Raw genomic sequence first — 25,783 nt, forward strand, 5'->3', positions numbered from 1 at the left:
GATTGCTAGTTGAGGTTAATGGGGTTTGCGATATCGAGATACAGAGAAAGCAACCCGATGCTAATGAGCACAAATACCACCAGATATGTAAGTGGCATAAGTTTGCCCACATCAGCATGGTATCGATTGGGTCGTCGACTAATTAGCTCGCGCAGGCGTTCATAGGTAGCCACCGCCACATGTCCACCATCGAGTGGCAAGAGAGGGACCAGGTTGAAGATTCCAATGAAGATGTTGATCAGTGCCAAGAACCCGAGCAACGGCACCACACCGGTGTCAGCGGCTTGGGCCCCGATTCGAGCCGCTCCATAGATAGAGATCACCCGGCCTTCTACTTCATCAGGGCTGTTCGTTGAACCAGGTACCACTTCGCTAGAAGTGCCCGAACTGGTGTCATTAAAGGCGATCGACACAAAACTCTTCAGGCCCGAAGGCGAAAAGAAGCTGACCAACGAACGTGTTGATTCCCAGGCGTAACGCCCAAAATCTCCCACCGCTTGAGGTACCGCCTCGACGGGTGAAACCGGTTGCAATGCGTATTCTGGGCCAACTCCGAGAAACGCACCACCAACGCCGTTATCACCAAGCTCAACGGAAACCATGCGGCTTTGCGTACCGCTCACGGCCTCAACTGTGACCACATCGCCCGGGTTATGCGACAAGATTTGATCACGGAGTTCTTCAAAGGTCGCCACATCAGTGCCGTCGATGGCCACGACCTGATCGCCAAGGGCAATACCGGCTTGGCTGGCAGGACTAGGCGCTCCAGCGTCAATACTTGCCAAGCGACCAACCGTCCAGGCTTCGTCCCGGTATTCTCCAAACCCCACCAGAATCACGAACAAGCACAAAAGCGCCAGGGCGAAGTGCATGGCAGAACCAGCCAACGCCACTGACATGCGACGCCAATACGGCTTCTGTCGGTAGGTACGGGCCTCATCAGCCGGGTCGACCTCTTCCAAGTTGGTCATTCCAATGACCTTCACGTAGGCACCAGCCGGTATGGCTTTGATCCCATAGGTGGTTTCACCTCTGGTGAACGACCAAATGGTGGGTCCAAAGCCAATGAAAAACTCGGTGCATTTCATGCCCGCTGCACGGGCCGTGACAAAGTGACCCAGCTCGTGGAGGAAGATCATGACCACAATGGCCGCCACAACAATGACCGCTGAAAGCCCCGCCCATACACCAAGCAGTGCAATGGCCGCCGCCAACACCACTAGTGGTAACCAACTCGAGCGAACTTCGACCATGTCGCCTTCATCACTGGGCACGGACGGGTTGTTAGAAGAATGGGTTTCGCTTGTCATGAAAGCTCCTGTACCGCTGAGTGGGCGGCGTGGCGGGCTTGTCGGTCGGCATGGACTACAGCTTCGAGAGAATCAGCTTCTCCCCCATCATGCCGGGCCATGGCGCGTTTACAGACCTCAACTATGTCTATCCACCTAATTGAACCACCGAGAAATGCAGCGACAGCTATTTCGTTGGCGCCGTTTAACCACGCTGGCATGCTTCCACCCGCGCGACCTGCTTCATAGGCAAGGCCGAGGGCTGGGAACGCCGTTAAATCTGGCGGGAAAAATTCTAGAGTGGTTGGGTTACGCCAATCCATGGCTCCAAAAGCCGTATCGTGACGATCTGGATAGGCCAAAGCATAAGCAATCGGTAAGCACATGGTGGGCTCGGATATTTGTGCGATCGTCGAGCCATCGCTCCATTCCACCATTGAATGCACGATGGACTGAGGGTGGATGACGACCTCTATCTGGTCGTAACTAGCATCAAAAAGCTCGTGAGCTTCGATCACCTCTAGCCCTTTATTCATCATGGTCGAGGAATCGATAGTGATCTTCGGACCCATTGACCAAGTCGGATGCGCTAGGGCTTCTTCAACTGAAACCGCCGCTAACTGCTCGGCCGAAAAGCCCCGGAAAGGGCCACCGCTAGCGGTCAACACAATTCGTCTTAAGGCCTCCGACCGGTCGCTTGAGCGTAAACACTGATGCACCGCGGCATGTTCAGAATCAACAGGCACAATTTCGGCACCCGGAGTTTGGGCGACCGCCCTAACGACAGGTCCACCCGCAATTAGTGATTCCTTGTTGGCTAAAGCCAAGCGTTTGCCAGCTCGAAGCGTCTCAATCGTGGCCGCTAAACCAGCAAAACCCACCACACCATTAACCACCACATCACATAAGCGGGCCGCTTCAGCGAAACCTTCGGTACCCAGCATGATCTCAGTTTGGCTGGGAAGTTGTCCGCGAACTCTGGAAGCTACTTCTTCATCGGAAACAACGACCAGGGCCGGCTTATAACGTTGGGCCTGAGCCACCAGGGCTTCCGCCGAAGAATGGGCACTAAGGGCCACAACTTCATAATCGTTTGGAGCGCTGTTTATTACGTCGAGGGTTTGAGTACCAATCGAACCAGTCGAACCAAGAATTGCTACTTTTGACGGCGTCGACATCACGCCTCGGGCTCACTAGAGCAAGATTCGGGCCACGTAATAAGTAGCTGGCAAAACAAAGAGTAAGGCGTCGAAGCGATCGAGTAGGCCGCCATGGCCTGGCAGGATACTTCCCATATCTTTGATCCCAAGATCACGCTTCAATCTCGATTCGCACAGGTCTCCTAAGGGGGCCACCACTGCAATCACCAAGCCGAGAACCAACACGTGCCCAAACGAGTTAAAGGGATGGATACGACCGGTGATAACTACGGTGGCTACCAAAGCTGCCACCATTCCACCAATGGTACCTTCTAAGGTCTTATTTGGGCTCGCGGCACTAAGGGGCGAACGTCCCATGGCCCGACCTACAAAGAGACCAGCCACATCGTGTGCGACGGTGCCGATAATGGCTGCCGCCAAAAGCCCAATGCCGTGGGGAGCGCGCAACAGCAGAGCCGCAAAGGAACCAAAGACGCCAACGTATATAACCCCCAAGAGGGTGACGCCCAGGTTAGGAACAACATGTTCACCGCCCACATCGGTTAAATACCACAACAATCCCACCCAGAGAGTAAGTGTTAGCGCCACCACCACACCGGCCTCGCCCTGCCAATAAGCGGCTAGTGGAATGAAAGCCGCCGCGGCCACACCGACCAGCGCTGGCGGTCGATAACCAGCTTCTCGTATAGCGGCGAAGAATTCCATGGCGGCGAACACCAGAACCACGGCCACTAGCGCCATGGCATATTTGGGACCCATATAAAAAGCACCGAGCGCCACCGCTGCCAGGGCTACCCCAACACCGACAGCCTGACCCATGTTGCGCCCAGACGACGGGGCATCAGCGTAATCGCCATAATCACCGTAGTCTGCGTATTCATCGCCGCGGTAGGCAGTTTCTGTGGCGTAGTACTCGTCGTATTGCGGTGAAGTTTCGTAGTTCTCGTCGCCGGTCACAGCAGTCGGTTCGCCTTCAGCTAAATCGTCAAAAGAAAACATTCGAGCTTCACCTGGATCACCGTGAGGTTCAATACTTGGCAATCCTTCGGCCAAGATTGAAAGCTCGTCATCATCCCAGTCAGAAGCCTGGTCACGCCATCGTGGCTGTGCCGAGGCCAAGGTAGACCACGCTGCTAACGGATCGTCGTCAGTGGATTCTCGAGCAAAAATCTTGGGTACTTCACCGGTGGCCGGCTCGGTCCAGTGAGGCAAAATGGTTCCCGAGGTCGACCGGTTCGAACCTTCAGCCGGGTCGCCCCCGTCGGACGCTTGGCCGGGCTTGTTGAGATCATCGCCGTTGTCAGGCTCACCCCAAGATGTGGCTTCGTCGCCAGGCGGCGTCGACTCGAGGTCTTCGTGGTGGCCCTGCACATCCGAAGAAGGTTCTTCGTTGCGTTCTGATTGCGGGCGATCGTCCATATTCGGAGCTCCTAGTGCGTAGCAGTACGATACCGCTAGCTAGATAGGTCAGACTTCCAACAGCTCGGAAACTTTAAGTTCAAGCGCTTTGTCAATCTCGGCTTCTTGACGCTGAGTTCGCTGATCCAACTCTTTTTCCGCCCGCTGCAAGTCATCTTCAGAGATGTCCCCGTCGCGCTTGAGCGTATCGAGTTCTTTACGAGCGTCGCGGCGTAGGTTGCGCACTGCGATTCGGCCCTCTTCAGCCATATTTCGCACTACCTTGACCAACTGCTTACGTCGCTCTTCAGTGAGAGGGGGAAACATAAGCCGCAGTGAATTTCCGTCACTGCTCGGGCTTAATCCCAGATCGGAATGTTGAATCGCTTTTTCGATGGGACCTAGGTTGGCTTTGTCAAACGGGGTGATAACTAACTGGCGAGCCTCGGGAACTGTGAAACTGGCAAGTTGCACTAGCTGCATTTCTTCGCCATAAGCTTCGACTGCCAATCGTTCAACCAAGGCTGGTGCGGCACGGCCCGTTCTAATGGTTGAAAATTCAGAACGCGCGTGGTTTATAGCCTTAGCCATTTTTTCATCGGCTTCATCGAGTACCAGACCGAAAAGTTCATCGCTCACAAGACATCACCTAACCAGAGTACCTATCGATTCGCCCGCGAGTATGGATCTCAGATTTCCTTCACCCAAAAGGTCGAAATAAACCACTGGCAAATTGTTCTCCATACACAAGGTAATGGCGGTTGGATCCATGGCTTGCAAACCTTGCTGGATGAAATCGAGATAGGAAATCTCGTCGAGCCGCACAGCACTCGGATCAACCCTGGGGTCGGCAGTGTAGATACCATCGGTGCCGCCATGGGTGCCTTTGAGCAACGCACCGGCACCAATTTCCACGGCACGCAAAGCCGCTGGCGTGTCGGTGGTGAAGAAGGGGTTACCCGTTCCACCAGCAAGAATGACGACCCGACCCTTCTCTAAATGTCGGATGGCCTTACGGCGGATGTAGGGTTCTGCAACCTGTTGCATGTGTATGGCTGACTGGACTCGGGTGGGCAAACCTAGCTGCTCGAGCACGTCTTGGAGAGCTAGCGCGTTCATGACGGTAGCTAACATTCCCATGTAGTCGGCTTGGGCTCGGTCCATGCCAGCACCAGCGCCGGTCATACCACGCCAGATATTGCCGCCGCCTACGACAACGGCAATATCAACGTCAAACTCTGCTTTTACGTCAACCAAAATTTGTGCGATGCGTTTCGCAGTATTGCCGTCAATACCGAACTCGGCACCCCCGGCAAATGCTTCCCCGGAGATTTTGACAACAACCCGGGACCACCGAGCGGGACGTCCCGCATTCTGCGACATTCTCGCTCCTTTGGCTGAGGATAAAGCGTCTAACCGTTAATTACGGCCTGTTCAAAGCGTACTAGTGTTGCGCCAGCTTGTTCTAGCAGCTGAGCAACAGTGAGCTTTTCATCTTTCACAAAGCTTTGCTCAAGAAGCACCCGCTCTTTGAACCAACCGTTCAAACGACCTTCCACAATCTTGTCGATAGCCGCTTCGGGTTTGCCTTCCGCCTTAGTGATACCCACCAAAGTTTCCCGTTCGGTCTCTACCGCTTCGGCTGGAACGTCTTCGCGGGCTTGGAACTTGGGCTTAGCAAAGGCAATATGGACGGCAATATCATGAGCAAGCTCTACGGTTCCACCTTGAACTTCGACCAATACGGCATTTACGCCGCGACCGTCTTGGCGATGTAGATAAGAGTCGATGATGGTGCCATCACCAGGGGTCCACTGCACCACCTTACCGACCGCAATATTCTCTTTTTTCGATAGTGTCAGCTGATCGACAGCATCGGCGTGCTCGGCTACCGCCGCTTCGCCTCGCTCAGCTACCGCGACCGCTAGATCGTCGGCAACCTGGACAAAGTCATCAGCTTTGGCCGAAAAGTCGGTTTCAGATTTCAGTTCAACCAAGCCAAAATTGCCGTTGCGTTCGACCAGTGCCACCGCACCTTGGTCGTTCTCGCGATCGGTGCGAGTAGCTGCCTTGGCCAGACCCTTTTCGCGTAGCCATTTCGTAGCGGCTTCGAAGTCACCATCGTTCTCGGTGAGAGCGGCTTTGGCATCCATCATCCCAGCACCAGTTGCCTGGCGAAGGGCCTGTACATCTTTAGCGCTGAAATTAGACATTAAGCTTGCGACTCCTCGGTCGTCTCGCCCGTTGCTGGGGCTTCAGGGGCAGGTTCAGAAGCAGGCTCAGCCGATGCTTCAGTTGTTTTTTCGACAGCCGCAGCGGCGATACGAGCCTCGCGCTCAGCTGCGGCTAGTGCTGCTTGGCGACGGGCTTCGGCCTGTTGTGCCGCAATTTCGTCTTCTTCACGAAGGCTACGTCGAGCTTGAGGTGCGCCCTCGTCGGCACCGCTATGGGAACGGATAAAGCGACCTTCACCGACGGCATCGGCGACCACTCGACAGATCAGCTCACCGGAGCGAATGGCGTCATCGTTGCCGGGGATCACGTACTGAATCACATCTGGATCACAGTTGGTGTCAACCACTGCCACAATGGGAATACCAAGTCGGTTCGCTTCGGTAACTGCGATGTGTTCTTTCTTGGTATCCAAAATGAAAATAATGTCGGGCAGTCGTTCCATGGAACGGATACCGCCCAGGTTGCGTTCTAGTTTGTCTAGCTCACGCGAAATCAAGAGGGCTTCTTTTTTAGGCATGGCCTCGAACTCACCTGAGGCCCGCATGCGCTGGAATTCGCGCATTTTGGCAACCCGCTTTGAAATGGTTTCAAAGTTAGTCAGCATGCCGCCCAACCAACGCTCGTTGATATAGGGCATTCCGCACTTCTCGGCGTAGGACTGCACGGGGTCTTGTGCTTGCTTCTTAGTTCCTACAAATAGAACGGTACCGCCATCGGCAACCGTGTCGCGGATGTAAGAGTATGCGGTTTCAATGCGATCTAATGTTTGCTGAAGATCGATTATGTAGATGCCACTACGTTCGCCGTGGATGAACCGCTTCATCTTCGGGTTCCAGCGACGAGTTTGGTGCCCAAAATGGACACCCGCATCGAGCAATTGCTTCATAGTTACGACTGGAGTTGCCATGTCGTCTCCTCTATCGGTTTAACCGTTAACACCGGCGCCAAAGCGACCGTAAGGCGGTGCAACGTGAGTAGTTGGAAATGAAAGACCTGTGAAACACAGACCGGGTCATTTTTGACCCCGAGCTACTCTAGCGGTTGTAGAGGCGAAAGCCGAAGTCACAGGTGATCAATAACCGGGTGATAACTGGCTAGTGCCATTATCCAAGAGACGTAGGCCTCCGAAGCTTCGAGTGGCAATCGCTCCTGCGGCAATGCCTACCACCGTTGAACCAATCTCCACGGCCGTGGTAGTTACGAGGTTCCCCAGGAAACTGAGGAAGGCAACACAGGTGGGTGCCATATCAGCTAGGGCCAAAGCTAATTCTCGTTCAGTAGATGAGTGTTTGATGACGCTGCTGTGCGGGTTTTTAGCACCGGCCCACACTGTGACATTGGTAGCTCCTTCTAAACGAGCGTGCGATGCAGGCACGGTCAAGTCGGCCGATGCTGCCAGTGCGTAGTAGTTAGGTCCGGCTGGTAGTTCCTGCTGCGTCAGCTGTTTCATAAATTCAGAGCCGGTCGCCAATTGGTTGAGATTTGTTGCCCGGTTGGGGTCTTTATTCTCAAGCGGGCTGATAGCCACCCCAGCGCCCACTAGCGGGTTTGAAGTCAAGATGGTGGCCACGGCCGCTAAGTCGGCACCCGCATGAGGTGAATCTATAGTCGCCACCAGACCCAAACGCTCGATCACCGCCAGGCCTTCTGGGGTAGCAGCCAGGTTGTCCAACGCTAATCGCAACACGATGCCGCCCTGTGAATGGGCGTAAAGGTCAACCTCGAGGCCAGAAGGAGTGTTACTAGCTACCTCGGTCAGCAGCTCAGCCAGCAACACTCCCTTGTCGGCGAGCTGGCGTCGTGATGAATTTTTGTCGTAGCTACTAATTGGAATGTCGGCCAGTTCGAGCGAAACTTCAGTGATCTCATCGCTCTGAAGAGCCGGAGTGCGCCCGCCTTCATAGCTGAATCGAAGAACATCAGTCGGGTCGTAGCCCAAATTTTTGAGGGGTAGATTTCCAATGTTGCCGCCGGCCGATTCGGAGTCGAAGCCGTCTACCAAGACCGCTACTCGCCTTTGCGGAGGAGCAGTGGGCTGGGTGGACGCTGGTGTGCAATCTCGTCTTGATTCCCACCATTCAAGGGTGGATTGGTATAAGTGACGCACCAATTCGATCGGTGAATGCGCCAATAAGAGCCCGTATAGCTCAGGCCCAAGACCAATGAGCAAGGCCGTGCTAATCACGGTTAGCACTACGGTCAATACTGGATCAACGAGGTTCTCAATAACCCAGTTGGCGAAAACGAGACCGAAGCTAGATAGCCCGCCAAGACCAGCTAACAAATCATCGCCAAAACTCGCCATTGCGGACCACACTGATCCAAAGCCAAAGCCCGAGTTGTCAAAGGCAACAGCCAAAGCCAGTTGCGCGGCCTCATGAGCTGCGCTCCAAAGCTCACCACCCGGCTCATTTTCGGGTACTAGCACAACTGTTAGTACCACCGTGCCGAAGAACAGCAGCGGGTCTATATACTTGCCGCCTTCACGCATGCCGACATGCAACATTTCGCCACTATGGCCCACCGTCTGGCCGCTCGTCACCCATTGACCGCTAGCAACCGTCACCTTGTCTAGGTAGGAATACGAGCTCAGACGACCATCAGCGTGGCGCAGCGTAACGTGTTGCTCCCCTGCTACTGTGCCAGCAAAAATCACCTCACCCGCGGCGGCCGCACCCACAACTGTGCCGCTCTCGGTCTGGTACTTAATGCCCCGGTGGCCGGGACCATATGGCGTGGTTGGGGCACGGAACTCTGCGATGACCTTGGCATCGACGGGGTGATGATATTCAACCGGCCCGACTGTAATTTCTTCGGCTGATGCTGGCTCTATGAGGGCCAGCACACTAGCGATTAAAGCCACGATCAGGAAACGAGATATGGCACGCAAGAAAACGCCCTCCTGAAAGGAGATCCTGACGGGGAAGGCGTGAAACGAAGGAAGTTAGATTAGTGCACTGCCCGCGAAAAGGCGTCCATTCGAGCCTTTAGCGCTAAGACTGCTTTGCCGTGAATTTGGCTCACACGGCTTTCGGTGACGGAGAGCACCTCACCGATTTCGGCCAAGGTCATGTTCTCGAAGTAATAGAGCGTTAATACGATGCGTTCGCGGTCAGACATTCGGTTAATCGACTCGGCCAGAAAAGTTCGTATTTCTTTTTCTTCATAACGAGCCACAGGCCCGTCATGTCGATCAGCAATCATGTCGCCTAGGGTGAAGTAGTCCCTCTCGCCGTTCCCACCAGAGACGCGTTCATCAAGCGCCGCCAAACCAACAGCTGAAATTTGGCCGAGCGTTATTTGTAGCTGTTCTTCCGTTAGATCAAGTTCTACTGACAGCTCGGCGTCGGTTGGTGCTCGATGGAGCGATGCCTCGAGGGTGGCATAGGCGGCTTCAACCGCTTTGGCCTTCGTTCTAACCGATCGAGGAACCCAATCAATGGAACGTAGTTCGTCGTAGATCGCGCCTTTCACGCGAGCTGTGGCGTAAGTTTCAAATTTGAATCCCCGTTGAGGTTCAAATTTTTCGATGGCATCGATCAGGCCAAACATTCCGTAGCTCGCCAAATCGCCTTGATCCACGCTAGAAGGAAGGTTGGTGGCGATACGGCTAGCTACGAATTTTACCAACGGCGCATAATGCAAAATTAGCTGGTCGCGCAATGGTCTGGAAGGGGCCGACTTGTAATCGGCCCAAAGCCGTTCCACGTAGTCACTATCTATGCTCATGGTCGTGGTCGCTATTACGCTCTCGGGTGGGTCGCTTGATGAACTCGAGCTAAACGTTCGCTGCTGACGTGAGTATAGATCTGAGTCGTACCCACGTCGGCATGACCGAGCAGCTCTTGGACAGAACGTAGATCGGCACCGCCATCGAGCAGGTGAGTAGCAAAAGTATGTCGGAGCGTATGGGGGCTGGTTGGGTTGGCCGCACGACGGTCGATTATGCGACGAATATCGCGCGGCGTGATGCGTTTGGATCTCTGGTTTATAAAGAGTGCAGCGGTGGAATGCGGCTGATGACCCGGTATCAAAGCACGCCGCCCATCGAGCCATTCCGAAAGTGCCCCCACTGATGGGCCACTTAGTGGCAACAAGCGCTCTTTCCCGCCCTTGCCAAACACCAGTACTTGACGTTGCTTCAAGTCGACGTCGGTTAGATTTAAGCCGCAAAGCTCGGCCACCCTCAGGCCCGAGCCGTACAGCAACTCGAGAATTGCCTGGTCGCGTAGCTGTAGAGGGGACGGGTCGAGGTTTTCTGGTTTGAGCAATGTTTTGAGTTCGCCGCGTTGCAACACCCGCGGTAGGCGTCCGCTGCCTTGTGGTGCCGATAATCCAACGGACGGATTGTGTTGCAGATAGCCCGCACTTTGTGCCCAAGCACAGTATCGACGTAGCGAGGATGCCTGACGTGCAATGGTTCGTGGTGCGTAGCCCCGTGTCGACAGGTAGGCCAAATAGCGACGCAAGACTTTTTTGGAAAGCTGGTCGGGCGAGGCGAGCTTCAAACGGTCGGCCCAAGTTAGAAACGCCGTTAGATCGCGTCGATACGCTTGACGTGTCGCGTCGCTGACACCTGTCAATGACCTTACAAACTCGTCGATCGCCCAATGCATGGCTATAACTTAGCGCCGGTATTGGTGAATCTGACTGGCTTTCACGCATTCGGACCATGGTTAGCGAACCCGTTCGATGGCACTGGCTGACCTCGTGATCAAACCTTTTGTTTCGAGGAGCGTCAAACGCAATGACAGCTCGGCGAGTGAGAGCCCTGCCCGTTCAGCCAGTTCATCAAGCATTACGGGCTGCCATCCGAGATGGTCCAACAACGCTGCGTCGCCTTGATCGAGACCCGCAGCGGAACTTGAGTCGTGTGTTGGGCCCGTATTGGAAGGATCGCTCGGCGGTACTTCCACTGCACCGCTTAGACCCAAGGCCACTAGGACATCATCTAGTTGACAAATTGGTGTCATACCATCGGCTATTAAACGGTTTGATCCTGATGAGGCCGGGCTCCTGATTGATCCAGGCACCGCCATTACCAAACGATCCCGCTTAAGGGCTTCCTCGGCAGTCAACAGCGAACCACCCCGCTCGTGCGACTCAACGACAACCAAAATTTTGCTCAGCGCTGCGATCAAACGATTACGAGCTGGGAAATGCCATTTTTGAGCCACCGTCCCAAGAGGCCATTCGCTTAACAAGACTCCTCGTTCGGCCACCTGCTGCCAAAGCTTGTTGTGAGCTTTGGGATACACAACGTCAAGTCCGCTAGCCACGACCCCAATGGGCGCACCTGGTGAGACCCGGCCAGCCGAGCCTGCTAGCACTCCTCGATGGGCCGCACCGTCAATCCCGAGCGCCAAACCAGAGACGATGTTAATACCGGCAGTGGCTAATAGATCGGCCAGTTCATAGGCTATTTGATTGCCAAAAGTGGTGGCGGCACGAGTGCCTACTATACCCACGCTGGTGGCTTGAGTGAGGTGAATGTTACCGCGGGCGAAAACCACCATCGGTGGTTCGATATCGAGTGCTATAGAAGAAGGGAAACGCGGCGAACCCAACGGGATAATGTCGACACCCGCCCTCTGGTGGTGCTGGTACAACACCTCAGGGACTATGTCTCGGGCCGCTCTAGCCCAAGATTCAGCCAAGTTCGCGGCCTGTGGCCCAACCGTGCGCGCAACACCTGCATAACGAGTCCATGAAGCACTCTGCAGCTTTTGCCAGGCCTGCTGAAAACCAAATCGTCGCACTAGAGCCGACATGCGGATGGGACCCATGAGGGGCAAACTTGCTATTGCAACCGCGGCGGCTTGTGTTTCTTCCGACTCAAGCTGCTCCATAGGACGACCTTTCGGGGTGACCATGCAACATGGAACTTGACCGCAGCTGCAACGCCAACGCTAGATGTTCATCACTGAGTGGACCATCGTCGTCTTTGCAGTCAGCGATAGTGAGCGCGACACGCCGCACCCGATGCAAACCACGACCGCTTAAATAGCCGGTGCGTAATAAGGCTTCCACAATTGTTTTTGCACTCTTGGAAAGTGGTGCCCAATGATCGAGTTCATTGCTAGGTAGCAGTGCATTGCAGGTAACACCACGTTCTTGGGCCTTGGCCCGCGCTGCTAAGACCCTACGGGCCACCACCGCTGTAGATTCCGCACTGGCGCTTGAGAGCAAATCGGTTGGTGCTGGCGGAGCGATATCTATACGCAGGTCGAAACGGTCGAGAATTGGTCCCGATAGCCGCCGTCGGTAACGCTGCCGCATCGAAATCGAACACTGACAGGAAGCCGAGGTCATTCCGTAGCCGCAAGGACATGGATTCATTGCAGCCACCAACAGCACCCTCGCCGGGAAAGTTACGGTGCCAGATGCTCGACTTACACGAATCACGCCTTCTTCTAAGGGCTGGCGCAGTGCGTCGATCGTAGCAGCGGCGAATTCGCCCAGTTCATCAAGAAAGAGCACCCCATGGTGAGCTAGCGAAATTTCACCGGGACGCATCTGTGCGTAACCACCACCGGTGATGGCCACCGTTGATGCCCCATGGTGTGGAGCTCGAAACGGAGCGTGGGTAACAAGCCCGTTGTTGATTGGAAGACCACCCGCCGAGTGAATGCGGGTGACTTCAAGCGACTGGACCTGTTCGAGCGGCGGTAATAACCCAACCAAGCGATTGGCCAACATGCTTTTGCCCGACCCCGGAGGACCGACCATCAGCAAGTGGTGTCCACCAGCGGCCGCTAGTTCCACCGCCAAACGGGCAAACGGTTGACCTTTCACATCGGCCAAGTCGTCAAATTTAGGTGGAAGAGCTGGCGGCGGGTCTGGAATTGGTGGCCACGGTTGAGTGCCACTCAGAACCTCAACCAGTTCATGGAGATGGGCAACAGCCAATATTTCGTGTCGACCAACCAATGCCGCATGATGCTCGGAACCCTTGGGGACTACTACCTTCGGACTGGCAATAGCATCGACCAATGCCACTGTTCCTGTTAAGGGACGGATGGTGCCGTCGAGGCCTAGTTCCCCCAAAAACGCAGTATTAGCAATCTGGGTTGGCGTTAGCTTTTCAAGCCAAACCAATACTGAAACGGCCAAAGCCAAATCGAGTTGAGAACCGGCTTTGCGTAAACCTGTGGGCGCAAGATTGATAGTGATGCGACCGGCTGGCCAACCGAAATCGCTTGATAGCAAGGCGGCGCGAACACGGTCGCGTGCCTCACGGCACGAGGCGTCGGGTAAGCCAACAATGTTGAAACTAGGCAAACCCGATGAAACATGGACTTCGACCGCTATAGGCCGACCTTCCACCCCTAAGAGCGTGGCTGATGGGATAGTGGCTGTCACCACAACCCTCCTAAGAGAGATTCCAAAAGGAGGGGGAAGTACTCAAAGCATACGGTACCGCTGTGACAGTTAAAAGAGTCGGGCTGGAAGAGGCCTAGCTATAAAACTTCGCGCACGTAGCGGACAACAGCTTCAATTTCAGCCTCGGAAAGAGCTTTCCCAAACGACGGCATACCGTTCTTACCGTTGGTCACCACCTCGATCATGGTGGCAATATCGGGGTGCAGTTCGACAGCTCGACCCTGAGAGAGCTTTACGCCCGCCCCTCCTCCCCCGCTCGAACCGTGGCAACGGGCGCAGTTTGATGAAAATACGCTTCGGCCTTGTTCCAATACGGGGTCGGTAGTCCCGTTCGAGCTTGGAACTTCAGGAGATTCATCGGTGGCACACGCCGAGAGCGTCAGTACCATGAGGAAACCAGCGACCAAGGCACCTGTAATGCGACTTAACTTGTGGGCCAGAAACTGCACTTTCAACATTGGCTCGACGATACTAGCCCCATGGGACTAAACCCTTTTCGCCCTAACCGTGGATCACGGGTGGCTGACATTGCCTTCGTAGTGTCTGGGCTCACCATCACTGCCTTGGCCGTGGCCTGGGCAATGTTTGGCAATCCCTTCTAGACTTTTGAGCATGAACGCTGACCCCAGCGCGGGCTATGGCAGGGCCGACGACAACATTGAAGTGTCGTTTATTCAGCCTTATCAGGCTCGAAAAACATACCTATGCCCGGGATGTAATCAAGACATTCCACCAGGTCTCGGACACATGGTGGCCGTGCCCAAAGAAGAACCCGACCTGAGGCGTCACTGGCATCGCGGCTGTTGGGTTAACCGGGCTCGACGTCGACCCGGACGCCGTTAAACGCCGTCCCCACATTTTCATAAGCTGACTCAACTAGAGGATGAAGACTTGGAATTAGTACTTGTTCGCCATGCGGAACCCGAATGGTCAAGAGATGGTTTGACCATTAGCAACCCGGTGTTGACCGAGCGTGGTCACGAACAAGCCGATCTGTTGGCGCAACGGTTAGCTCATGAGCATTTCGATGCGGTCTACATTTCACCGTTAGTGCGCTCACAGCAAACGGCGGAGCCAATTCTCAAATCTCGAGACTTGCCCATACCGGAAACCCTTGACTGGCTCGAAGAGGTGAAATTTCCCGACTGGACCGGTACTCCTACCTCAGAAGTTGACGAACGATTCAAACGGGCCTTTGCGCGACCCGTGTCGGAACACTGGAAAGGGATGCCTGATGGCGGAGAACATTTTGCTGACTTCTATGCCCGAATCTCACACGGAGTTCGAAGCACCCTGGCACCCCTGGGAGTGACGCCGATTGTCGACGACCCACCCCTTTGGGAAATCGATGATGAGTCGGCTCGAGTGTTGATAGTGGCCCACGCTGGCACTAATGCTGTAATTACTAGCCATCTGCTTGGGATCGAACCCATTCCGTGGGAATGGGAACGCTTCGTAATGTTTCACGCCTCATTTAGTGTGATTCGCCCCATTCGAATTGGTCGCGGCTGGTCGTTTACCTTGTACCGCCTTGGCGACACCGAACATGTGCCTGACGAGATGCGTACTCGCTAGAGAAGCAACGAAGCAATCTAAAATGCCGCTTCCAAAACACGTATTTGGTTGCCCAAAACCGCGGCCACATCGAACCGTAGCTGCGGTGAATACACCTGGTGCTGCGACAACCATTCAAATGCTAAAGACCTAATACGCCTTTGCTTGGCGTAGGTGACCGCCTCTTCGGGCAGCCCAAAAGCAGTGCTAGAGCGAGTTTTTACTTCGCAAAAAACTAGCAACTCACCGCGCTGGCAGATCAGATCTAATTCGCCCTGACGAGAGCGCCAGTTTTGATCTAGCACCGAATAGCCCTGGTCGCGATACCAGCGGGCCGCTTGACGTTCGCCCCACGCCCCTAGGGCTTGGCGTTGTTTGCTCATGGTGACCTCTATTTCAAAATGTAGTGTTCATACACCACAACCTTAAAGAGGACCTGTGACAGTCAAGCGCTAAGAAGAGCGCGAAGGGCTTGTTTTTAAGCCGAGCGCAACAGGCTTTAGCAAGCAATTTTGCCGCTTAGCTCAATTCCTACCCGGTGGTTTAGCTATTGCGGGCGAGGGCCCTTAGTGGTCGCGACGTTCGCGAATCTTGGCGGCCTTACCAACGCGATCGCGTAGGTAGTAAAGCTTGGCGCGACGTACCACACCGCGGCTCACAACCTCGATCTGGGCAATGCCTGGCGAATGCACCGGGAAGGTACGCTCGACCCCGACGCTAAAGCTGAGCTTACGTACGGTGAAAGTCTCACGAACTCCGTCACCTTGTCGGCGAATAACGACACCTTGGAAAACCTGGATTCGCTCGCGGGTACCTTCAACCACTCGAACGTGAACTTTTAGGGTGTCCCCAGGAGCAAAATCGGGAATGTCGTCGCGAAGGCTGCTGCGGTCAACTATGTCTGTGGGTTGCATCGAAGGCGCTCCTGGCGCAGAGAGAAGAGAGTGGGGGCACAACTAGGCGCTCACCCGTTCTAAGCGGACTCTTTAGGATAGAGGATTAGCGTGGCGTTGCCAAAGTGGCGGCAGCTTCAATCCGCTTCCGAGTCTAGCCCTAAGTCGAACTCGGCCAACAAGGCAGCCTCTTCGGGTGAAATTCCACCTCGTCGCACGATCAAATCGGGTCGTTGCGCCACGGTGCGCGCCAAGGCCTGTGCACGGCGCCAACGGGCAATTAGAGCGTGGTTTCCCGAGCGAAGAACGGCCGGAGTTGTCCATCCACGAAATGTGGCGGGTCGGGTGTACTGCGGGTATTCCAATAAATCGTTGGCAAAAGATTCTTCATCGGCAGAGGCCATGTTGCCCATCACTCCGGGCACTAAGCGTCCCACCGATTCCAAAATTGCCATAGCGGCCACTTCACCACCGGACAGAACAAAGTCCCCCAGTGAAATTTCCCCGTCCACAAGGTGCTCACGGATGCGTTGGTCGACGTCTTCATAGCGGCCACACAGCAGCGAGAATCCTTCCAATTGAGCTAGTTCTTTAGCCATAGACTGGTTAAAGGTTCGTCCCCCTGGTCCTAACAGAAATAAGGGCCGGGGCGGATCTACAGCCTCAACAGCCGCGAACACCGGCTCGGGCATCAGGACCATGCCAGCACCGCCCCCAAATGGTGCATCATCGACAGTTTTGTGAATGTCGGTGGCTTCGGCCCGCAGGTCATGGGCCGTGATATTCAACAGACCTTGTTCTTGGGCGCGTCCGATCAAGCTCATGGCCGCGAAGGTGTTGATCATCTCGGGGAACAAAGTAAAAACATCAATACGCATGAAGATGGGTCCGCGCAATATAGCGGCTAGAGCTCGAACAAGCCTTCCGGCGGATCAATTACAATGCGTCCGGCCGAATGCTCAACCACGAAGGTTAAGGGAACCAACGCCCCTGTTTCGAGCACCAGAAGATCACTAGCTGGATTGGCTTCAACGGCTTCTACGATCCCCCGCTCGGTGCCGTTCGTTTCCAGTACAACCGAACCAACCAGCTCATGCACCCAAAGGGTTTCATCATCTACCAAGGGAGGCGCGGAAAGTTCGAGTCCTCGGATCGCCTCGGCTGCCTCTCGGTTGTCTATTCCTTCGAAACAAACCAACCAACCGTTTTGATGAGGACGAGCGGATTCGATACGCAGCTGGCGCTCACCTGTATACAGAATGGTGCCAGGTGCGACTCTTTCGCGACGATCGGTGGTGAGTAGCACCAACACCTCACCGGATAATCCGTGAGGCTTGGATACACGCCCAACCGTTAAACGGTCGGCCATTACAGGTCGCTTAATCTACAAACTCAATGTCGACTTCGACATTGTCACGTGCTGCTGCGGCTCGAACCAACGTGCGAATGGAATTTGCCACGCGACCCCGCCGGCCAATGACTCGGCCCATATCGCCCGGTGAAACCTGCACGTTGAGAGCTAAACGAGATTCGCCAGCCGACTCGACATTGACTTTGACCCCGTCAGCGTCGTCTACAACATTGCGTACCAAGTACTCAAGCACTGCCACTGCGGTAGGAGCACCGGTGTTTGAGCCTTCGTCGAGCGCAGTTTCGTTGCTATTTTGCGAATCGGTCACGATGCGTTGGCACTCTCGGCTGAAACAGCTGCGGAATCTTCGACTGGGGCAGGGGCAGGGGCGTTACCGGTTTTGAACCATTCCCAAGCACCAGAGACCTTTAGAAGCTTCTCAACGGTTTCGGTGGGCTGGGCACCGTTGCGCAACCACTTCACTGCTTTTTCATTGTCGATGTTTATGAGCGACGGCTCGCGGCGTGGCTCATACACACCAACGATCTCGATAAACCGACCATTGCGTGGGGAACGCGAATCAGCCGCCACCACACGGTAAGTGGGTTGCTTCTTCTTGCCCATACGCATTAAACGGAGCTTTACGGCCACGTAGTTCTCTTCCTGTTTCGTTTTTGCTGTCAGCGAACACTGCTAGCACAGCACCCTTCCAATGCGAGGGCGACTGTATAGTCTTGACCTAACTGGGGTCCTATTTCAACTTCGGGCCACCGCCGGGCAACTGCAAGTCACCCAAGGCAGATAGACCCAAGGGATCATCCGGGTCGAAACGCGGCTTCATGGCACCTTTAGGGGTGACGCGACCGCCTTTGCGACCTTTCTTGCCTTTCTTGCCCTTCTTGCGCCCCATCATCGCAGGTGAGGCACCCATTCTCTTCATTAGAGACTGTACTTCTTTGAATTGCTTAACCAACTGCGAAACTTGGCCAGGGCTAGTGCCAGAGCCGTTAGCAATTCGGGTTCGACGTGAGGCATTGATTAAATCAACGTTGGCACGCTCTTGGGTAGTCATCGAGCGAATCATGGCTTCAATTCGAGCGATCTCGCGATCATCGATCTCGGCATCACGCACTTCTTTGGGCATACCGGGCAACATGCCCATAATGCCTTGCAGCGGCCCCATTTTCTTGAGCTGTTGCATCTGTTCAAGAAAATCGTCGAGGGTGAAGGTACCTTCCAGGAGCCGAGCGGCAGCCTCTTCGGCTTGCTCAGCTTCAAAGGCTTCCTCTGCTTTTTCGATAAGCGTGAGCATGTCGCCCATGCCCAAAATTCGCCCAGCTAGGCGATCGGGATGGAACTGCTCGAAGTCTTCTAGTTTTTCACCCGTTGAAGCAAAGGCGATAGGGCGACCTACAACCTCTTTAACTGATAATGCAGCACCACCTCGAGCATCACCATCTAATTTGGTGAGAATAACGCCATCCAGAGCCAAGGTGTTATGAAATGCCTCGGCGGTATTCACGGCGTCTTGACCCGTCATGGCGTCAATGACCAAGAAGGTGTAATGCGGGTTAACGGCCTCAGAGATCTGACGGACCTGCTCCATCAGTTCTTCGTCAATTGCCAACCGGCCAGCGGTGTCAACGATCACCACATCACGACCTAAGCGAGCAGCTTCATCCAACGCTTTTTGGGCCACCGTGACTGGATCGCTTGGTTCTGACCAAACATCGACGTCTACCTGGCGCCCTAAGGTTCGCAGCTGTTCAACCGCCGCCGGACGCTGCAAGTCGGCACCCACCAAAAGCGGGTTACGCCCTTGCGACTTAAACCAGCGAGCCAGTTTGGCGGTGGTGGTGGTCTTACCCGCACCTTGCAAACCTGCCATGAGGATTACGGTGGGTGGTTTGGAGGCGTAGGTGACCTTCATGGTCTCGCCACCAAGAGTTTGAATTAGTTCTTCATGAACTATCTTGATGACTTGTTGGGCCGGGGTGAGGCTCTTTGAAAGTTCTTCACCTACACAGCGTTCGCGAATGCGATTTACCAGTGATCGCGCGACCTTAAGGTTTACGTCGGCCTCAAGCAGTGCCACGCGGATTTCGCGCAACACCTCATCAACTTCGGCGTCGCCAAGGCGGCCGCGACCGCGCAACCGCTTAAATATTCCGTCAAAACGGTCTGAAAGAGCGTCAAACATGCCTACATCAAGCCTAATGGGGGAAACGAACTAAAGCGTGTCAAAGAGAGCTTCGACAAACTCGTCGGGGTCGAACGCTACCAAATCGCCAATCGACTCTCCTAGACCCACCAGCTTAACTGGAATTCCCAAGTCGTCTTGAATAGCTACCACGATGCCACCTTTAGCAGAGCCATCTAGCTTGGTTAGAACTACTCCCGTCACATCGGCAGCCTCGGTGAATTGACGAGCTTGGGCCAAGCCGTTTTGGCCGGTTGTGGCGTCGATGACCAGTAGAACCTCTACCACTTGTCCTGGTTCTTTATCAGACACGCGACGCACTTTAGCCAGCTCTTCCATGAGGTTGGTTTTGGTATGCAAACGCCCCGCGGTGTCGGCCAGAACTAGGTCAACCTTTTTGGAAGCAGCACTGGCGATACCATCGAAAATGACTGAGCTAGGGTCGCCGCCTTCTGCGCCACGCACAAACTCGGCCCCAGCACGTTCGGCCCACATACCAAGCTGCTCCGCGGCGGCCGCTCGGAAGGTATCACCCGCAGCAAGTAGCACTGAGCGGCCTTCACCTATGGTCTGAGCTGCAATTTTGCCAATAGTGGTGGTTTTTCCAACGCCGTTTACCCCGACGATGAGCCAAACCGAGGTCCGTCCTTCATCGGCGGTATAACGCAGCGATCGGTCATAGCCGCCTATCCGCTCTTTTAGTTGAACTTTCAAGGCTTCTAATAGCGCTGCTGGCTCTTTAATTGCTTCCGAGGCAACCTTGGCACGAAGCTGATCAAGCATTTCCATGGTTGGTGAAACACCCACATCAGCCAGAATCAAGGCTTCTTCAAGTTCATCCCAAGTGTCGTCATCAATGGTAGAACGGCCGGTGATCGAGCCGAAGTAACCAGCAAAGGTAGAGCGTGCCCGGCTAAGGCGATCACGTAAGCGTGGCGGCTTTGGAACCTCGACCGGCGCCAAAGGAGGTTCTTCTAAGGCGGTGGCACTTTCGTCTTCTGTCTCGACAATTATCGTGTCTTCGAGCAAAAGCTCAAGCTCTTCGGTCTCGATTTCCGACACCGAAGGAGCTTCAAGAGTCTCAACACCCCCTCCCTGTGGCGCGGCTGGTGGCTCCAGTGGAACCCCACGGCTCTTGCGAATCGCCACGAAGCCAGCGGTTCCACTGATTAGAACCAACACCACGATGAGAATTATGAATAATGCAGACATGTTCGCCAAAGCCTACCGAGTGAACGCTAGCGCATGCCTATGGCCAGCATTATTTAGACTTTTGTGCCTCGAGGGCGACGCCGTGGTTACAGGCCATTTCGCACTGTTTAACGCCATTATCGCGTTGCGCTAGCTAACACCACCGAGGTTTCAAAGGTTTTACCGTCGCGAATAACAGTTAAAGTCACCTCAGTACCAGGGGCAAAACCCAAAATTCGTGCTCGTAGTCCTTGGGTGCGCGACACGGGCTGACCATTAACCTCGGTTATTAGGTCACCAATTTGGAGGTCGGAATCAGCAGCTGGCGAATCTTCCATGATTTCTTTAATCAAAGCACCGGAAGGTCCACTGCTTGGTTCTTCAACGGTTACTCCTAATAGACCCGCCTGAATCTCCTCACCTGCAATGATTTGAAGTGCAATGCGATTCGCAAGGTCGATAGGAATGGCGAAACCCACGCCCTCGTTGCCACCGCCAGCCGTGCGGATAGCATCGTTGATCCCAATGACACGTCCTTGACGATCAGCCAGGGCACCACCCGAGTTCCCAGGGTTGATCGAAGCATCAGTTTGAATCATGCCGACCATAGAGGTGGACTCAGTTTCCACTGGTCGATCAGTAGCAGAAATAATGCCCGAGGTGACAGTTTGATCGAGCCCGAATGGACTGCCAACCGCTACGGCTAGCTGGCCTACCTCTACCGGCACTTCAAGGCCGAGCCGTGCTGGCCGAAGGTCTTTAGGGGGCTCGATAGCAACCACGCCAACGTCGGTGGCGGCATTCATACCCACCACTTCACCGGGCAGCAAACGGCCATCAGCCAAACGGACCCGTATCTGCGTGGCACCTTCGAGCACGTGAGCCGCGGTCAGAATATGACCGTCATTATCAAAGACCACACCAGAGCCAAGCCCGGTGTTGGTTTCGATCTGCACGACTGAGGGTGCGACCATACGTGCGACATCCGCTACCGGTTCGCCAATGGTGGAACCAGGGTCGTTGGTGGAATGGCTTACAGCGGTGTTAGTACCTTCCTCGGCCACAAAGCTTTCGGCCGGGCTCTTCTTGGTTGCTATTGCCCAGCCGGTTAGCGCTCCACCACTAAAGAGAGCCAGGGCGGCCAATATTGCGAATGGCAGCATCCAGGCCGGAGCTTTGGCAGCTGGGGTGGTTGATGGGTTTGCACTAGGCGGCGAAGTCGAAGCCGAGCTGTGGTGGAACGTGGGGCCTGGCATTGGTGGCGGAGTAGGTGTGTACGCCACGTTCGGTGCCATGGGCTCGGGCTGCGGGGCGGCCGGGGTGCCATTGCCGTATGCACTGGCAGCCGATGACGGACTCACCGGGGTACCGTACGCACCGCCAGCAGGTTGAAAACCACCCGGAGTGCTGTGTGGGCTCTCAAAAGGCTCTGGAGTTGCCGGCGGAGTGGTGGCCTCTGTTTCGTTTGGTACTTCTGGTTCTGGCACCGAACCGGTTGGTTGCTCGGGCCAATTCGGGTTGTAGCTCATCTTTTCGACCCCTTTGTCACCCTTTAGAGTAATGGAGCTAACGCCCCCACAAACCGCAACATCGGTGAGACTTTGGTTAGATTTCCACGATTAAGCCATCTGCTCGGAAACGACCTTTGAAGAACCACCCGGCTGCATGGTCACGCCGTAGAGACAATCTGCAATCTCCATGGTGCGTTTTTGGTGACTCACAATCAGCAGTTGAGCATCGGAACGAAACTCGTGCACGAGCTGCAAGAACCGATGCAAGTTGACATCGTCTAGGGCCGCCTCAACTTCGTCCATAACATAAAACGGACTGGGCCGACTTCGAAAAACAGCGAATAGAAAAGCTAATGCAGTTAACGAACGTTCACCGCCCGAGAGCAATGACAGCTTGGCCACGTTCTTACCAGAAGGTCGAGCTTCGACTTCAACACCACTGGTTAAGAGGTCATTAGCATCACTTAGGCTTAAGCCGCCTTTGCCCCCAGGGAACAGCGTGGTAAAGAGTTCGGCAAAGTTACGGGCCACATCGTGGTATGCATCTGCGAAGATGTCCACGATCTCAGCATCAATCGTGCGAATGATTTTCGATAGGTCTCGCCGGGTTGAGCGCACGTCTTCGAGCTGAGCGGTAAGGAAATCGTGCCGCTCAGCCAAAGCTTCATACTCGGAGAGGGCCAGGGGGTTAATAGGGCCCATTAACCTTATTTCTCGTTCCAGATACCGGCGCCATTCCTCGGGTGACTGCCCATCGGGAATTTCTGGCAATTGCTGGGCCATTGCTTCCGAGGGTTCCATATCAAGTTCCGATCGGACCGATTGGCTAAGAGTTTCGAGGCGCATCTGAGCTTCCGAAACAACTAGAGATTCACGATTGTGCCGCTCACGAAGTTCTTGCAGCTGACCTTCGGTAGCACTTCGCTCGGCGCGCAATGCTTCCAAGCGTGAAAACGCCTGACGCGCCTCTTCCGAGCGTTGATGACGTTCAGATGACAATGCCTCCAACCGTGCATGCACCCGGCTTTCTTGTTGCACTACCGCATCGTGAAGTTGTTTCAGGGCGTCGAGGCGAACTCGAGCACGTTGGCGCTGCTCGTGGGCCTTCGCAGCTCGGTTACGTTCGTGCTTAATCCGTGAATTTAGATCTTGTATCCGAGCGTTTAGATGACCGACCTGCTGGTTGAATTCAACTTTCTTTAGCTCAATCGATCTCCGACGGTTACCAAGCTGATTAACCTTTTCGTCGTAACTGGCACGCTCGGTCGCTAAGCGTCGTGCTTCATTGCGACGGCTTTCGAATTCTGCTTCAAGACCCGGCAGTAAAGCCTCCAGCTCTTTTTGGCGAGCGAGTTCGGTGGTGAAGCGTTCGCCACGTTCGACTCGCCGTTGGTGGAGTGAGTCCAACCGGGCGCTAGTGGTGCGAAAATTGGATTCCACCGCCTCCACGCCGCGCCGAAGTCGAGCGAGTTCTGAGCGGGCGTTCTCGAGCATTGCCACAGCTCGCTTATGGTCCGCTTCGGACTCTCGTTGTTGTGTTTGCAACTCTTCGTAAGCCTTGGTCGCCCTATCGGCCTCGGCTTGAGCTTGGGCAGCTTGGGCCAACGCTTCGGCGTGAGCGGCACCGGTTGCGCCAGCGCCCCCTCCGCCCAAACGCCAGCCTGTCGGGCTGAAGCGATCGCCTTCTTTGGTGACCACTACGCATTCCGGTTGTTCAAGGGCTACGTCAAGGGCTTCCCTCCAGCTGCCCTCCACCACCAAGGCTCTGGCCAACAAATGGTTGAGTAGTTGCTGGACAGATTCAGATTCTGAATGAACATATTTCAATATCCATTCGGTGTCGCCACCAAGCGTCAAACCTTCCGCGATCTGCTCTGATATTGCGGAACTGCCCGCCTTTTCAAAGAGTCCGAGGGGCAGAACCGCCACTGATTTGTCGTCTTGCGCCAACATCGACAAAGAATCACGACCAGGTTTAATGCCTTCCACCACCACTGCTAAGAGCGCATCACCTAGTGCCGCTTCGCAAGCCGCCTGCCAACCCTCTTCTATTATCACGACGTCTAATAATGTGCCGACAACCCCATCTACCTGGTATAACGTTTGAGCACCGGCCTTAGAGCGGGCCTCGTCTAAGGCCTGGCTAAGTGCTTCGGCTCGGGCGATCCATCGGGCCGCATTTTCATTGCGCTCTTGTCGTAATTGGTCGGCTTTACGGTTGCGCTCGGTGACAGCCTCAAATTGCTGAAGGGCCGTCGCCGCCGCAATCTGAGCAGTGCTCTCTTGTGTAACAGCAGCTTCAATAGCACCTTCGAGCTCGGCCTTCGACACAGTGTCATCGGCCAAGGTCTGGTTCAGTCGGGCAATTTCGTTGTCTAGTTGTTCCAGCTCAACTTCAGTGTGGGCGGTCGAGGTTGAAATGGCACTCAATTCGCCCCTAACTTCACCCAGCTCGGGACCATTGTGCGGCAAGGCTGAAGGTCGATTCGCACTGGTGTCTGGCCGCTGATCCTGCAGTAACTTTTCTTGGTCAGCCAATTGGGCTTCAACCAGCGCCACACCGGCTAGTTCAGTTTCGGCCCGCTCTAACTCGGCCACCGTAGCCGTGTGTTGTGATAACAAGTCATCAAGTGGGCTTGAGGACACTTCCAACCCAACCGCTCTTTCGGCGTAACGCTGACGCTCCTCAATCACCAAACGGATAGCTTTCGCTCGAGCAGCTAGCGCCTCGAAAACCACGAGGTCATCGCTCAGATCATGCACACCCTGGGCGTCAAGCAACGATTCTTCGGCCACCACCGCGGCATCAAGTTTGCCTAAGCTCGCCTGAATTTCGCTCTGTTGTTCTTGAAGCTTGACGAGCGCGGCGTTCGATTCACCTAGACGTGCCTGTGCTCTCGCCAGGTCTCTTCCGATAAGAAACACCCGCACTTCACGCAGTGCCGATGAAACCTCACCATGACGCCGAGCGGCGTCAGCTTGGCGTTCAAGTGGCCGCAACTGCCGACGTATTTCGCGCAATAAGTCTTGCAAACGAACCAGGTTGGCCTCGGTACCGAGCAAACGCCGCTCGGCGCGTTCTTTACGTCGACGGTACTTAAGGATGCCAGCTGCTTCCTCGATGATGTAACGACGTTCCTCTGGTCGCGCGTTCAACACGGCATCAATCTGGCCCTGAGAAATGATCACATGCTGTTGGCGTCCAACGCCGCTATCTGACAGCAAGTCTTGGATGTCGAGCAGTCGAGCGGCGACACCATTAATGGCGTATTCGCTATCACCAGTGCGAAATAGCACTCGCGTCAGGGTGACTTCAGTGAAATCAATAGGCAACGCTCCGTCGCTGTTGTCAATGGTCAGCGAAACCTCAGCGCGCCCCAAGGCCGACCGCTTGGCCGTGCCTGCGAAGATAACGTCGTCCATTTTGCCAGAACGCACCGCTTTGGGCGCTTGGGCACCCAATACCCAGGCAATGGCATCCACCACATTTGATTTGCCACTGCCATTGGGGCCTACCACCACGGTTATGCCCGAAGTGAATTCGAGCTTGGTGGTATCAGCAAAGGACTTGAAGCCCTTTAAGGTGAGGTTTTTCAAGAACACCTGCGACCTCAGAGT

26 protein-coding genes are annotated in these 25,783 nt (G+C 54.9%); 3 read left to right on the plus strand and 23 right to left on the minus strand.

The window, feature by feature from the left end; translation table 11 throughout:
• Nucleotides 1-5: 5 nt before the first annotated feature.
• From WC184_06245 to WC184_06305, 13 genes are all read right to left on the minus strand, one after another.
• Complete coding sequence (locus tag WC184_06245; protein MFA7477477.1) at nucleotides 6-1,310, minus strand: site-2 protease family protein; 1,305 nt, start codon at nucleotides 1,308-1,310, stop codon at nucleotides 6-8.
• A complete protein-coding gene (dxr, locus tag WC184_06250; protein ID MFA7477478.1) occupies nucleotides 1,307-2,467 on the minus strand; it encodes a 1-deoxy-D-xylulose-5-phosphate reductoisomerase in 1,161 nt (386 codons plus the stop codon). Before dxr ends, WC184_06245 begins: the two co-directional genes overlap by 4 nt.
• Nucleotides 2,468-2,482: 15 nt before the next feature.
• Nucleotides 2,483-3,868, minus strand: coding sequence for a phosphatidate cytidylyltransferase (locus WC184_06255; protein MFA7477479.1), 1,386 nt, complete (start codon nucleotides 3,866-3,868; stop codon nucleotides 2,483-2,485).
• Between the two features lie 48 nt (nucleotides 3,869-3,916).
• Nucleotides 3,917-4,438 carry a ribosome recycling factor gene (frr, locus tag WC184_06260; GenBank protein MFA7477480.1) on the minus strand — a complete coding sequence of 174 codons (522 nt, stop codon included), beginning with the start codon at nucleotides 4,436-4,438 and terminating at the stop codon, nucleotides 3,917-3,919.
• Between the two features lie 54 nt (nucleotides 4,439-4,492).
• Nucleotides 4,493-5,230: a UMP kinase gene (gene pyrH / locus WC184_06265; protein MFA7477481.1), complete on the minus strand. Its 738-nt coding sequence runs from the start codon at nucleotides 5,228-5,230 to the stop codon at nucleotides 4,493-4,495.
• A 29-nt stretch (nucleotides 5,231-5,259) separates the two neighbouring features.
• The gene (tsf, locus tag WC184_06270; GenBank protein MFA7477482.1) at nucleotides 5,260-6,060 is read right to left on the minus strand and encodes a translation elongation factor Ts; all 801 of its coding nucleotides are present in this window, start codon (nucleotides 6,058-6,060) and stop codon (nucleotides 5,260-5,262) included.
• Nucleotides 6,060-6,989, minus strand: a complete 930-nt coding sequence (gene rpsB, locus WC184_06275) for a 30S ribosomal protein S2 (GenBank protein MFA7477483.1) — start codon at nucleotides 6,987-6,989, stop codon at nucleotides 6,060-6,062. Before rpsB ends, tsf begins: the two co-directional genes overlap by 1 nt.
• A 165-nt stretch (nucleotides 6,990-7,154) precedes the next feature.
• Nucleotides 7,155-8,972 carry a M23 family metallopeptidase gene (locus WC184_06280; GenBank protein MFA7477484.1) on the minus strand — a complete coding sequence of 606 codons (1,818 nt, stop codon included), beginning with the start codon at nucleotides 8,970-8,972 and terminating at the stop codon, nucleotides 7,155-7,157.
• A gap of 59 nt (nucleotides 8,973-9,031) precedes the next feature.
• Entirely contained in the window at nucleotides 9,032-9,811 is a 780-nt protein-coding gene (locus WC184_06285; GenBank protein ID MFA7477485.1) for a FliA/WhiG family RNA polymerase sigma factor, read from the minus strand.
• 14 nt (nucleotides 9,812-9,825) lie between these two features.
• On the minus strand, nucleotides 9,826-10,698 hold the full coding sequence (locus WC184_06290; GenBank protein ID MFA7477486.1) for a tyrosine recombinase XerC: 873 nt from the start codon (nucleotides 10,696-10,698) through the stop codon (nucleotides 9,826-9,828).
• Nucleotides 10,699-10,758: 60 nt separating this feature from the next.
• Complete coding sequence (dprA, locus tag WC184_06295) at nucleotides 10,759-11,931, minus strand: DNA-processing protein DprA (GenBank protein ID MFA7477487.1); 1,173 nt, start codon at nucleotides 11,929-11,931, stop codon at nucleotides 10,759-10,761.
• Complete coding sequence (locus tag WC184_06300) at nucleotides 11,918-13,444, minus strand: YifB family Mg chelatase-like AAA ATPase (GenBank protein ID MFA7477488.1); 1,527 nt, start codon at nucleotides 13,442-13,444, stop codon at nucleotides 11,918-11,920. The genes dprA and WC184_06300 overlap by 14 nt, the downstream gene beginning before the upstream one ends.
• Nucleotides 13,445-13,542: 98 nt before the next feature.
• Nucleotides 13,543-13,923, minus strand: coding sequence for a cytochrome c (locus WC184_06305; GenBank protein MFA7477489.1), 381 nt, complete (start codon nucleotides 13,921-13,923; stop codon nucleotides 13,543-13,545).
• Between the two features lie 21 nt (nucleotides 13,924-13,944).
• Here WC184_06305 and WC184_06310 point away from each other — a divergent pair, with 21 nt between their 5' ends.
• Genes WC184_06310 through WC184_06320 form a run of 3 tightly spaced genes read left to right on the plus strand, consistent with a single transcriptional unit; the run spans nucleotide 13,945 to nucleotide 15,040 of the window.
• Nucleotides 13,945-14,067, plus strand: a complete 123-nt coding sequence (locus WC184_06310) for a hypothetical protein (GenBank protein ID MFA7477490.1) — start codon at nucleotides 13,945-13,947, stop codon at nucleotides 14,065-14,067.
• A 10-nt stretch (nucleotides 14,068-14,077) separates the two neighbouring features.
• Nucleotides 14,078-14,308 (plus strand): hypothetical protein, encoded by a 231-nt coding sequence (locus tag WC184_06315; protein MFA7477491.1) that lies wholly within the window; start codon nucleotides 14,078-14,080, stop codon nucleotides 14,306-14,308.
• A gap of 48 nt (nucleotides 14,309-14,356) precedes the next feature.
• Nucleotides 14,357-15,040, plus strand: a complete 684-nt coding sequence (locus WC184_06320; protein ID MFA7477492.1) for a histidine phosphatase family protein — start codon at nucleotides 14,357-14,359, stop codon at nucleotides 15,038-15,040.
• 17 nt (nucleotides 15,041-15,057) lie between these two features.
• Here WC184_06320 and WC184_06325 read toward each other — a convergent pair whose 3' ends face one another.
• The 10 genes from WC184_06325 to smc form a co-directional block, all read right to left on the minus strand.
• Nucleotides 15,058-15,402 (minus strand): YraN family protein, encoded by a 345-nt coding sequence (locus WC184_06325; GenBank protein MFA7477493.1) that lies wholly within the window; start codon nucleotides 15,400-15,402, stop codon nucleotides 15,058-15,060.
• 183 nt (nucleotides 15,403-15,585) lie between these two features.
• The gene (gene rplS / locus WC184_06330; protein MFA7477494.1) at nucleotides 15,586-15,933 is read right to left on the minus strand and encodes a 50S ribosomal protein L19; all 348 of its coding nucleotides are present in this window, start codon (nucleotides 15,931-15,933) and stop codon (nucleotides 15,586-15,588) included.
• 116 nt (nucleotides 15,934-16,049) lie between these two features.
• Nucleotides 16,050-16,790, minus strand: coding sequence for a tRNA (guanosine(37)-N1)-methyltransferase TrmD (gene trmD, locus WC184_06335; GenBank protein MFA7477495.1), 741 nt, complete (start codon nucleotides 16,788-16,790; stop codon nucleotides 16,050-16,052).
• A gap of 26 nt (nucleotides 16,791-16,816) precedes the next feature.
• A complete protein-coding gene (gene rimM, locus WC184_06340) occupies nucleotides 16,817-17,281 on the minus strand; it encodes a ribosome maturation factor RimM (protein MFA7477496.1) in 465 nt (154 codons plus the stop codon).
• Between the two features lie 10 nt (nucleotides 17,282-17,291).
• Nucleotides 17,292-17,591 (minus strand): KH domain-containing protein, encoded by a 300-nt coding sequence (locus WC184_06345; protein MFA7477497.1) that lies wholly within the window; start codon nucleotides 17,589-17,591, stop codon nucleotides 17,292-17,294.
• Complete coding sequence (gene rpsP / locus WC184_06350) at nucleotides 17,588-17,914, minus strand: 30S ribosomal protein S16 (protein MFA7477498.1); 327 nt, start codon at nucleotides 17,912-17,914, stop codon at nucleotides 17,588-17,590. Before rpsP ends, WC184_06345 begins: the two co-directional genes overlap by 4 nt.
• 100 nt (nucleotides 17,915-18,014) lie before the next feature.
• Nucleotides 18,015-19,463, minus strand: coding sequence for a signal recognition particle protein (ffh, locus tag WC184_06355; protein ID MFA7477499.1), 1,449 nt, complete (start codon nucleotides 19,461-19,463; stop codon nucleotides 18,015-18,017).
• A 30-nt stretch (nucleotides 19,464-19,493) separates the two neighbouring features.
• On the minus strand, nucleotides 19,494-20,675 hold the full coding sequence (gene ftsY, locus WC184_06360; GenBank protein MFA7477500.1) for a signal recognition particle-docking protein FtsY: 1,182 nt from the start codon (nucleotides 20,673-20,675) through the stop codon (nucleotides 19,494-19,496).
• A 116-nt stretch (nucleotides 20,676-20,791) separates the two neighbouring features.
• A complete protein-coding gene (locus tag WC184_06365; GenBank protein MFA7477501.1) occupies nucleotides 20,792-22,183 on the minus strand; it encodes a trypsin-like peptidase domain-containing protein in 1,392 nt (463 codons plus the stop codon).
• A 90-nt stretch (nucleotides 22,184-22,273) separates the two neighbouring features.
• Complete coding sequence (gene smc / locus WC184_06370) at nucleotides 22,274-25,762, minus strand: chromosome segregation protein SMC (protein MFA7477502.1); 3,489 nt, start codon at nucleotides 25,760-25,762, stop codon at nucleotides 22,274-22,276.
• Between the last annotated feature and the right edge of the window lie 21 nt (nucleotides 25,763-25,783).

The organism is Acidimicrobiia bacterium (genome assembly GCA_041676705.1).
In the GTDB taxonomy this organism is placed as follows: Bacteria; Actinomycetota; Acidimicrobiia; order Acidimicrobiales; family SKKL01; genus Actinomarinicola.

What these genes read in the sequence shown, in the direction of transcription:
- rplS (MFA7477494.1), bottom strand. Translation starts at nt 15,933, where the DNA reads ATGCAACCCACAGACATAGTTGACCGCAGCAGCCTTCGCGACGACATT.
- rpsB (MFA7477483.1), bottom strand. Translation starts at nt 6,989, where the DNA reads ATGGCAACTCCAGTCGTAACTATGAAGCAATTGCTCGATGCGGGTGTC.
- WC184_06305 (MFA7477489.1), bottom strand. Translation starts at nt 13,923, where the DNA reads ATGTTGAAAGTGCAGTTTCTGGCCCACAAGTTAAGTCGCATTACAGGT.
- dprA (MFA7477487.1), bottom strand. Translation starts at nt 11,931, where the DNA reads ATGGAGCAGCTTGAGTCGGAAGAAACACAAGCCGCCGCGGTTGCAATA.
- ftsY (MFA7477500.1), bottom strand. Translation starts at nt 20,675, where the DNA reads ATGTCTGCATTATTCATAATTCTCATCGTGGTGTTGGTTCTAATCAGT.
- frr (MFA7477480.1), bottom strand. Translation starts at nt 4,438, where the DNA reads ATGGCTAAGGCTATAAACCACGCGCGTTCTGAATTTTCAACCATTAGA.
- WC184_06290 (MFA7477486.1), bottom strand. Translation starts at nt 10,698, where the DNA reads ATGCATTGGGCGATCGACGAGTTTGTAAGGTCATTGACAGGTGTCAGC.
- dxr (MFA7477478.1), bottom strand. Translation starts at nt 2,467, where the DNA reads ATGTCGACGCCGTCAAAAGTAGCAATTCTTGGTTCGACTGGTTCGATT.
- tsf (MFA7477482.1), bottom strand. Translation starts at nt 6,060, where the DNA reads ATGTCTAATTTCAGCGCTAAAGATGTACAGGCCCTTCGCCAGGCAACT.
- WC184_06315 (MFA7477491.1), top strand. Translation starts at nt 14,078, where the DNA reads ATGAACGCTGACCCCAGCGCGGGCTATGGCAGGGCCGACGACAACATT.
- pyrH (MFA7477481.1), bottom strand. Translation starts at nt 5,230, where the DNA reads ATGTCGCAGAATGCGGGACGTCCCGCTCGGTGGTCCCGGGTTGTTGTC.
- trmD (MFA7477495.1), bottom strand. Translation starts at nt 16,790, where the DNA reads ATGCGTATTGATGTTTTTACTTTGTTCCCCGAGATGATCAACACCTTC.
- rimM (MFA7477496.1), bottom strand. Translation starts at nt 17,281, where the DNA reads ATGGCCGACCGTTTAACGGTTGGGCGTGTATCCAAGCCTCACGGATTA.
- WC184_06285 (MFA7477485.1), bottom strand. Translation starts at nt 9,811, where the DNA reads ATGAGCATAGATAGTGACTACGTGGAACGGCTTTGGGCCGATTACAAG.
- WC184_06365 (MFA7477501.1), bottom strand. Translation starts at nt 22,183, where the DNA reads ATGAGCTACAACCCGAATTGGCCCGAGCAACCAACCGGTTCGGTGCCA.
- WC184_06255 (MFA7477479.1), bottom strand. Translation starts at nt 3,868, where the DNA reads ATGGACGATCGCCCGCAATCAGAACGCAACGAAGAACCTTCTTCGGAT.
- ffh (MFA7477499.1), bottom strand. Translation starts at nt 19,463, where the DNA reads ATGTTTGACGCTCTTTCAGACCGTTTTGACGGAATATTTAAGCGGTTG.
- WC184_06310 (MFA7477490.1), top strand. Translation starts at nt 13,945, where the DNA reads ATGGGACTAAACCCTTTTCGCCCTAACCGTGGATCACGGGTGGCTGAC.
- WC184_06325 (MFA7477493.1), bottom strand. Translation starts at nt 15,402, where the DNA reads ATGAGCAAACAACGCCAAGCCCTAGGGGCGTGGGGCGAACGTCAAGCG.
- WC184_06245 (MFA7477477.1), bottom strand. Translation starts at nt 1,310, where the DNA reads ATGACAAGCGAAACCCATTCTTCTAACAACCCGTCCGTGCCCAGTGAT.